Source organism: Caballeronia sp. (assembly GCF_028292365.1).
GTDB lineage: Bacteria > Pseudomonadota > Gammaproteobacteria > Burkholderiales > Burkholderiaceae > Caballeronia.
The window spans coordinates 1-7,566 of record NZ_JAQGMM010000615.1 but is presented as its reverse complement, the minus strand read 5'-3'; the positions used below and the strand labels follow the sequence as shown (position 1 = coordinate 7,566).

Sequence of the window (7,566 nt, the reverse complement as noted above, 5' to 3'; positions counted from 1 at the left end):
TCGCGCAACGGGCGCATCATCGTGCCGAAAACAGTGGCCGATGGCGTGACCGTCGCTATAGCCGAAGACGACCTGGATCAACAGACTGACAACGAGAGAACATCATGAAAACGGACGAAGAATCGCATCTGCGCATGACCCAGCGGCGCAAGGAAGGCCACGAGAAAAAACAGGCCGCCGCAGCGCTAGAGAAGGGTCTCCTGATCGTCAATACGGGCACGGGCAAGGGTAAGACCACCGCCGCGTTCGGCATGGCCGTACGTGTGCTCGGGCATGGCATGCGGCTTGGCGTGGTGCAGTTCATCAAGGGCGCGCTACATACGTCCGAACGCGACTTCCTGGGCGCAATCGCGCACTGCGATTTCATCACCATGGGCGACGGCTACACGTGGGACACGCAGAATCGCGATGCCGATATCGCCACGGCTCGCAAGGGCTGGGACACCGCGCGCACGATGATCGAAAGCGGCGAGTATCAAATGGTCGTGCTCGATGAACTGTGCACGGTGCTCAAATACGAGTACCTGCCGCTCGACGAAGTGCTCGCGGTGCTCACCGCGAGGCCCGAAATGCTGCATGTGGTCGTGACCGGCCGCCATGCGCCCGAGGCACTGATCGAAGCAGCCGATCTCGTGACGGAGATGCGCGCGATCAAGCATCCGTATCGCGAGCAAGGCGTCAAGGCGCAACGCGGCGTCGAGTTCTGACGTGCGCGCCTGCCCCGCTTTATTCATCAGCGCACCCGCGTCGAACCAGGGCAAGACCACCGTCACCGCCGGACTCGCGCGCTATCACGCGCGGCAAGGCCTGCGAGTGCGGGTCTTCAAGACCGGCCCCGACTTCCTCGATCCGATGATCCTGGAACGCGCGTCCGGTGCGCCGGTGTATTCGCTGCACTTGTGGATGGTCGGTGAAAGCGGCTGCCGCGCGCTGCTCGCGAAAGCGGCGCAGGACGCCGATTTGATCCTGATCGAAGGCGTGATGGGCCTCTTCGACGGCACGCCCAGCAGCGCCGATCTCGCCACCACGTTCGGCGTGCCGGTGCTGGCCGTGATCGGGGCGCATGGCATGGCGCAGACCTTCGGCGCAATGGCCTTCGGACTCGCGCGCTACCGCGCGGATCTGCCCTTCCATGGCGTGCTCGCCAACCGCGTGGCGTCAGCGAGGCATGCGCAAATGCTGAGCGAAGCGATTCCTGAAGGCATTCGATATTGCGGGCATCTGTCGAGCACCGACGACATTGCGCTACCCGGACGGCACCTCGGTCTCACGCAAGCAGCGGAGGTGGCGGATATCGATGCGCGGCTGGATCGCGCAGCGGATGCCATCGGCGAGACGACATTGCGCGAGTTGCCGCCCGCGGTCGCGTTTGATCACGAAGCCCTCGAGCAGCCTCCGCGGTTGCTCGAAGGCATGCAAATCGCCATTGCCCGCGATGCCGCGTTTTCGTTCATCTACCCGGCGAATCTCGATCTGCTGACAGCGATGGGCGCAACGCTCGCGTTTTTCTCACCCCTTGCCGCCGAACCCGTTCCCGCGCATGCCGATGCGCTTTATCTGCCGGGTGGCTATCCGGAATTGCACGCCGCCCGGCTCGCAGCGAACGCCGTGAGTGCAACCTCGATTCGCGCGCATGTTGAAGCGGATAAAGCGGTGGTCGCGGAATGCGGCGGCATGCTGTATCTGCTCGATTCACTGACGGATATAGAGGGTTCGCAGCATGCGATGCTTGGCCTTCTGCCCGGACACGCGACGATGCAGAAACGCCTGGCCCGGCTCGCCATGCAGCGTGTTGAAAGCCGCCACGGCACGCACACCGGCCACACGTTCCACTATTCGTCGATGACCACTTCCATGCCGCCGGTGCTCACGGCGACGCACGCCACCACGGGCGTGGAAGGCGAAGCGATTTACCGTCACGGCCCGATCACCGCGACCTACATGCACACTTACTGGCCGACGAATCCGGCGGCGGCAGCCGCCCTCTTTCGCGGCGAAACGCCATGACAATTACGCCAATGGACATGCCTACGGAAATAAAAGTACCGCTCGAACTCACATTCACTATCGAGCGCGCCAAACTGCTTCAACCCGTGGGCTCGCCGTGCACGGACGTATGCCGGCTCGACAAAACCACGGGGCATTGCGAAGGCTGCTTCAGAAGCCGTGAAGAAATCAAGGCATGGAAGACCATGGCCGATACCGACAAGCTCGGGCTGTTCGATACCCTCCTTGCGCGCAAGGCAGCGCGATGAAAAAAGGGGCGGCCCGCAAGCCGCCCCTCATCGGATTCAAATTAACGCCGCACCAACCCACAAACGAAGCACTCAAGCCGAAGCGATCCGCCGTGCCGGCACCTTCTCCAATTCACGTTGCGCGAGCACGCCGAAGAGCAAACCGAGCGTGGCCCAGATCACCGCCTGGATACCGATTGCAGCCACGCGGAACTTCCACAGCAGCGTCGCTGAGAACAGCCTCGGCACTTCATCGATCGGCGGCAACGCGAGATACGCCAGCGCCATCAGCACGACATACACGGCAATCGAGATCAGCACTGCGTTCCAGTTACCATGGCGCGCTTGTAGACGACGCTGCAGCCGCACAGCAAACACCGCCACGATCAGCGAGATCGCGACCATGCCGAAAAACAGGGCGGTCCGTGCGCCGATCGTGTCAGGATTGCCCACGGAAGGCGGATTGGGCGGGTACTTGAGGAACGGCACAATCGCTACGGTCACGAAGCCGAACAAACCGAGCAACGCCGACGTGCCGCGCGCGCGCAAAGCGCCAATTCGCGCATACGAAAAGGCGAACACGAGCGAGAACAGGCCGCCCAATGCTGCCCCGAACACGCAGACACCGGTCAGCAAACCCAGCCCCGCTTGCGTGCCGCGACTGACAAGCTCGACGTCGTCGGCAGGATCGTGCTGATGCCCGGCCGCTGCTTCCGCTTGCTCGTGCAGCTTCTCCTGCTGCGACTCGAACGCAATCGCTCGATCAACCGCAGGCTCACCAAAGGTCTTGGCAACGCAAAACCCAAGCAGGCCCGCGACTAGACCCGCGATCATGCCGCGTATCAAAAGGTTTCGGATCATGGTCTGTCTCAGTGGCAGGGAAAGCCGAGCAGATGGCGACCGTCGTGGACGAACTCGTGGATGTACATGCCCTGGAAGATCGAGGTCGCGCCCTGTTCGGCACCGACAAAATAGATCGCGAGCAGCGCAAGCAGGCCGATAAATATGGCCCAGGGCATCACTTCACGCACCGGAATGGGTACGGGTGCATCAAATGCGGGATTGATGCCGGGGAAACTGGCGGATGCGGCAGGATGGTTCATGAACGACTCCAAGGGAATACGCGTCCCGTAAGACAAAAGAAAGGCTGCAGCGGGGGTCTGACTTGCAGATGCTGAAAGAAGGCTGACGTGCTATCCGCCCTATTCGACATCCGCTCACAGTGGCGCGACCGTGCCGGGGTTTCACCGGCTTCCTCGCGCTGCAAGCTTGCCATTCTAAAATGAGTTGGTGGAATGTAAAGCAATCCGTTAATCGAGAGACATGAAAACTGAACTTATCTTGCTGTGTCACGCAACTACGCACGCGATGAAAACTGGCTCGTTTCCGAGTATCGGCGACGCTATTGACGAGCCCGAATTACCCCGTCTCCCGGGACTTGCTTCGGCATTTCGTCCGGACCGAGTCATCACAAGCCCGGCATACGCTGCTATTCAAACGGCTCAAGCGTTCCACATTGCAGCGAATGTTGACACGTCATGGCGCGACCTTGATTACGGCCGGTGGCAAGGTCGTCCTATCCGTGAGATCCACGATGAAGACGCGGCTGGACTGGGCGCATGGCTTTCCGAACCGGGAAGCATGGCGCATGGGGGTGAGAGTCTGGAAGCCCTTCAAACAAGGGTGCGTGGGGCGCTGGAGAGCAATCTGGAGGCCGGAGTCACGCTGGTCGTGACGCATGCAATCGTGGTGAAGACCGTGCTGGCGACAGTCCTGGACGCACCGCTTACGGCAATCTATTGCATGGACCTGGAGCCGCTTTCGGCAATCACACTGACCCGCTCAGGCGACGCATGGCGTCTTCGATGCAAATCTTTCGTGTGATAAAAGCACCGTTGCCTACGCTTGCGTGCGCTCAGGCTTTCGCGCCGCGCGCCATTCGCTGGAGCGTCGAAGAATCGATCGCGCCCGCGCAGATCCTGATCGCTTCTTTCAGTGTGCGGGGGCGGCCCGCTGCGAAATACGCTTCAAGTATCGCGATGGCGCGAAGCCGTTCGCCATTGCCGAGCTTCTCGCCGGTCGCCAACTCGAGCACCGAAATAAAGTACGTCGCCGGTGGCGTAGCGCGGGAAGGCGCCGTTGACGTGGCTACGGGAATCGCATCTGACCACGCCTGTTTCGCAATGGTCGCTACGTCGGACTGGAGGCGCCAATCCACGTCGCTTGCGTCTCTCGCCTCTCTCACTTCCCTCAGTTCAAAATCGTTTCTACTAGTCATCAATCAAGCCCTGAATAATTCTCGGATCATCATGAGATAGTTAGCAAGGACTATTCCAGCTTGAATACGCAAGGCTTTTCCTGCATCGCACGGACGACCCGCCGACGGCCTTTCGCACATGCCGCTCGCTTGCGGGTGGATCATTTGTCTAACCGTCGCCTTCGCTTTTGACGGCCCTGTCGTAACATTCCTGAAATTATCGCGCCGGATAATCGATAATTTGCAGGATTGCCGGTTTTGTATTGCCTGCAGGGACGTGTCAACGCGGTCAATACGCGCAACCAAACGGAGCTTCCCATGATTTCGCAGGATAAACAGCGCCGCTTCGAAGAAGACCTGATCGACAGCTACGACGAAGAACTCGAGATGGAAGTCGACGACCGCATCCTCGACGGCGACGGCGCGCTTTCCGCCGAAGCACGCGAGCAGCGTAAAACCTACTTTCGCGAACTGTTCCGCCTGCAAGGTGAACTCGTCAAGCTGCAGGACTGGGTTGTCGCCAGCGGCCACCGCCTCGTGGTGATCTTTGAAGGACGCGACGCCGCCGGCAAGGGCGGCGCAATCAAGCGCATCACGCAGCGGCTGAATCCACGGGTTTGCCGGGTCGCCGCCTTGCCTGCACCGAACAATCGCGAACGCACTCAATGGTATTTTCAGCGCTACGTTTCGCACTTGCCGGCGGGCGGCGAGATCGTGCTGTTCGACCGCAGTTGGTACAACCGGGCAGGCGTGGAACGCGTGATGAATTTCTGTACCGATGCTGAGTACGAAGAGTTCTTTCGCTCAGTGCCGGAATTCGAAAAGATGCTGGCGCGCAGCGGCGTGCAGATCCTGAAGTACTGGTTCTCGATCACGGACGACGAACAGGAAGTCCGCTTTCAGGCGCGCATTCAAGATCCGTTGAAACAGTGGAAACTGAGTCCGATGGACCTGGAAAGCCGTCGTCGCTGGGAAGCCTATACGCACGCAAAGGAAGTGATGCTGGCGCGCTCGCATATTCCCGAAGCGCCGTGGTGGGTCGTGCAGGCCGTGGACAAGAAACGCGCTCGGCTCAACTGCATTCACCATCTGCTGAGCCAGGTGCCGTATCACGAGATCGACCACCCCACGATCGAATTGCCTGACCGCGTCTTTAACGACGATTACCTGCGGCAGCCGGTGCCCGAAAGCATTGTCGTGCCGGAAATATATTGAGCGGCAGAGGTTTGAACAGCGGCAGGTATTAGCAGTGGCAGGTCTTGTCATGCATGGCATGGACCTGCGGCGGCTTGACATCGCTACGATCCACTTGATCGTGGCGATGCCTGAAGACCGCTTGAAACATGTATTGCGAACTCTTCATGACCACGACGAACGTCACTTGCATCAGGTTGAAATCGAGCGTCACCATCAGGCGCATCAAGACCAACAGCGGTAGTACGACGGCGGGTCGGTAGAGTTGTCGTTCGATTAAGGCTCTCATGACGGCTCCCGTATCCATAGTTTTATTCTACGGACCGGGAGCCCCCGGATAAACCCTCTGTAATCGAAGACACTTGTCGCGCGTTTTGAACAATCGCGCTGACAGTGCTGCGATTAATGCTTAGCGCGACGCGACGCTGGCATCTGAAGCGGACGCAACCGGTGCCGCAGGCGCAGCCGGCATGTCTCCCCAGCCACCGCCGAGTGCGCGGATCAGGTTCACTGTCGACGTCGCCTGCACGCCCGCCAGTTGCACCGCTGCACGCTGCGACTGCAGCACGGTACGCTCGGCATCGATCACGTCGAGGTAATTGACCGCACCTTCGGTGTACTGCGAACGGGAGAGCTGGGCCGCCCGGTTCGACGCGCTCACCGCTTCGGCTTGCGTGCGTGTCTGGTCCTGAAGGATGCGCAGGTCGGAGAGGTTGTCCTCCACTTCCTGGAACGCCACCAGCACCTGCTGCCGATAGTTCGCGACGTCCTCTTCATAGATCGCGCGTGCGTTCGCAAGATTGCCCTTGCGTCGCCCGCCATCGAAGATCGGCAAATTGAGCGCCGTGCCCGCGAACGGTCCAAGCAGGAACGTACGGCTCGACCAGTTGAAGAGATCGCCCAGCGTCGCCGATTCGAATCCGCCCGAACCCGTTATGTTGAGCGACGGGAAAAACGCCGCCTTCGCCACGCCAATCCGCGAATTCGCCGCCGCCATCGCACGCTCGGCCGCCGAGATATCCGGACGGCGTTCGAGTAACGATGAAGGCAGGCCCGGCGGAACCTTGATATCGACAGGCGTTAGCGGGTTGGCCGCCATCGAGAACTGCGACGCCGACTTACCGAGCAGCACCGCGAGGCTGTGCTCGGACGCAGCGCGCAAGCGCTGCACCGTCATGGAGTCGGACTTGGCCGTGGCAAGTTCTGACCTGGCCTGCGCCACGTCCAGCTCGCTGATCTCGCCTTCGTTAAAGCGGTTTTGCACCAGCTTTAAAGCCTGCTCGCGCAGCGTGACGGTACGCGTGAAGACATCGCTTTCCGAATCGAGCTCACGCAGGTTGAAGTAGTTTTGCGCCACGTCCGCCTGCAACGCGAGTTGCACGGACCGGAACAGCGCTTCGCTTTGCTCGGTGTCGGCGTTCGCGGCCTTCACCGAGTCCGACACGCGGCCGAACAGATCCACTTCGTACGACGCACTAGCCTGCGCACGCCACAAAGTCTGTGCCGGTACGTTCCCGTTGGCGGGAAGGAACTGCGACGCCGGCGAAAGCTTCTCACGGGTCGGACCAAAACCTGCGTCCAGCGTCGGGAACAAGCCTGCTCTCGCGGTCTGGTTGATCGCGCGTGATTCCTTCACGCGCGCTGCCGCCGCCTTCAAGTTCTGGTTCGCCTCAAGCGCCTGATGTTCCAGGTCGTTGAGCGTGGGGTCGTTGAAGACCGTCCACCATTCGCCCCGCAGCACCTGCTCCGACGGTTGCGCCGTCTTCCACGTGCCCTGTTCAGAGGGCGCCAACGCCGTTTCCTGCGGTGTTTCCTTGAAGGCTGCCGGCGCGCTTACATCGGGCTTCGTGTAGGTCGGTGCGAGCGAGCAGCCCGCGACGA

The 7,566-nt window shown here is 60.8% G+C and carries 10 protein-coding genes and 1 riboswitch; of the genes, 5 read left to right on the top strand and 5 right to left on the bottom strand.

The window, feature by feature from the left end; all coding sequences use genetic code 11:
• The first annotated feature begins 104 nt into the window (after positions 1 to 104).
• The 3 genes from cobO to JWR14_RS36000 are packed head-to-tail and all read left to right on the top strand — an operon-like array spanning position 105 to position 2,255.
• A complete protein-coding gene (gene cobO, locus JWR14_RS36010; RefSeq protein WP_299719081.1) occupies positions 105 to 707 on the top strand; it encodes a cob(I)yrinic acid a,c-diamide adenosyltransferase in 603 nt (200 codons plus the stop codon).
• A gap of 1 nt (position 708) precedes the next feature.
• On the top strand, positions 709 to 2,007 hold the full coding sequence (locus JWR14_RS36005) for a cobyrinate a,c-diamide synthase (protein WP_299719079.1): 1,299 nt from the start codon (positions 709 to 711) through the stop codon (positions 2,005 to 2,007).
• The gene (locus tag JWR14_RS36000; protein WP_299719077.1) at positions 2,004 to 2,255 is read left to right on the top strand and encodes a DUF1289 domain-containing protein; all 252 of its coding nucleotides are present in this window, start codon (positions 2,004 to 2,006) and stop codon (positions 2,253 to 2,255) included. Before JWR14_RS36005 ends, JWR14_RS36000 begins: the two co-directional genes overlap by 4 nt.
• A gap of 72 nt (positions 2,256 to 2,327) precedes the next feature.
• On the opposite strand, the gene JWR14_RS35995 is transcribed toward JWR14_RS36000, so the two are convergent.
• Complete coding sequence (locus JWR14_RS35995) at positions 2,328 to 3,095, bottom strand: CbtA family protein (RefSeq protein ID WP_299719075.1); 768 nt, start codon at positions 3,093 to 3,095, stop codon at positions 2,328 to 2,330.
• Positions 3,096 to 3,103: 8 nt separating this feature from the next.
• On the bottom strand, positions 3,104 to 3,337 hold the full coding sequence (locus JWR14_RS35990; RefSeq protein ID WP_299719073.1) for a CbtB domain-containing protein: 234 nt from the start codon (positions 3,335 to 3,337) through the stop codon (positions 3,104 to 3,106).
• Positions 3,338 to 3,367: 30 nt separating this feature from the next.
• A riboswitch (cobalamin riboswitch) is annotated at positions 3,368 to 3,515 on the bottom strand.
• A 42-nt stretch (positions 3,516 to 3,557) separates the two neighbouring features.
• Between JWR14_RS35990 and JWR14_RS35985 the strand changes: the two genes are divergently transcribed.
• Entirely contained in the window at positions 3,558 to 4,118 is a 561-nt protein-coding gene (locus tag JWR14_RS35985) for a histidine phosphatase family protein (RefSeq protein ID WP_299719071.1), read from the top strand.
• Between the two features lie 31 nt (positions 4,119 to 4,149).
• On the opposite strand, the gene JWR14_RS35980 is transcribed toward JWR14_RS35985, so the two are convergent.
• A complete protein-coding gene (locus JWR14_RS35980; RefSeq protein ID WP_299719069.1) occupies positions 4,150 to 4,512 on the bottom strand; it encodes a hypothetical protein in 363 nt (120 codons plus the stop codon).
• 297 nt (positions 4,513 to 4,809) lie between these two features.
• On the opposite strand from JWR14_RS35980, the gene ppk2 reads away from it, so the two are divergent.
• Positions 4,810 to 5,706, top strand: a complete 897-nt coding sequence (gene ppk2 / locus JWR14_RS35975; RefSeq protein WP_299719067.1) for a polyphosphate kinase 2 — start codon at positions 4,810 to 4,812, stop codon at positions 5,704 to 5,706.
• A 28-nt stretch (positions 5,707 to 5,734) separates the two neighbouring features.
• Here ppk2 and JWR14_RS35970 read toward each other — a convergent pair whose 3' ends face one another.
• Together JWR14_RS35970 and JWR14_RS35965 are read right to left on the bottom strand one after the other, a co-directional pair.
• The gene (locus JWR14_RS35970) at positions 5,735 to 5,974 is read right to left on the bottom strand and encodes a hypothetical protein (RefSeq protein ID WP_299719065.1); all 240 of its coding nucleotides are present in this window, start codon (positions 5,972 to 5,974) and stop codon (positions 5,735 to 5,737) included.
• Positions 5,975 to 6,094: 120 nt separating this feature from the next.
• Positions 6,095 to 7,566, bottom strand: a 1,472-nt coding sequence (locus tag JWR14_RS35965) for an efflux transporter outer membrane subunit (protein ID WP_299719063.1), incomplete at its 5' end; no start/stop codon positions are given.

Bases quoted from the DNA above. Each gene is read 5' to 3' on its own strand.
- JWR14_RS35990 (WP_299719073.1), bottom strand. From the start codon at position 3,337: ATGAACCATCCTGCCGCATCCGCCAGTTTCCCCGGCATCAATCCCGCA.
- cobO (WP_299719081.1), top strand. From the start codon at position 105: ATGAAAACGGACGAAGAATCGCATCTGCGCATGACCCAGCGGCGCAAG.
- JWR14_RS35995 (WP_299719075.1), bottom strand. From the start codon at position 3,095: ATGATCCGAAACCTTTTGATACGCGGCATGATCGCGGGTCTAGTCGCG.
- ppk2 (WP_299719067.1), top strand. From the start codon at position 4,810: ATGATTTCGCAGGATAAACAGCGCCGCTTCGAAGAAGACCTGATCGAC.
- JWR14_RS36000 (WP_299719077.1), top strand. From the start codon at position 2,004: ATGACAATTACGCCAATGGACATGCCTACGGAAATAAAAGTACCGCTC.
- JWR14_RS35980 (WP_299719069.1), bottom strand. From the start codon at position 4,512: ATGACTAGTAGAAACGATTTTGAACTGAGGGAAGTGAGAGAGGCGAGA.
- JWR14_RS35985 (WP_299719071.1), top strand. From the start codon at position 3,558: ATGAAAACTGAACTTATCTTGCTGTGTCACGCAACTACGCACGCGATG.
- JWR14_RS35970 (WP_299719065.1), bottom strand. From the start codon at position 5,974: ATGAGAGCCTTAATCGAACGACAACTCTACCGACCCGCCGTCGTACTA.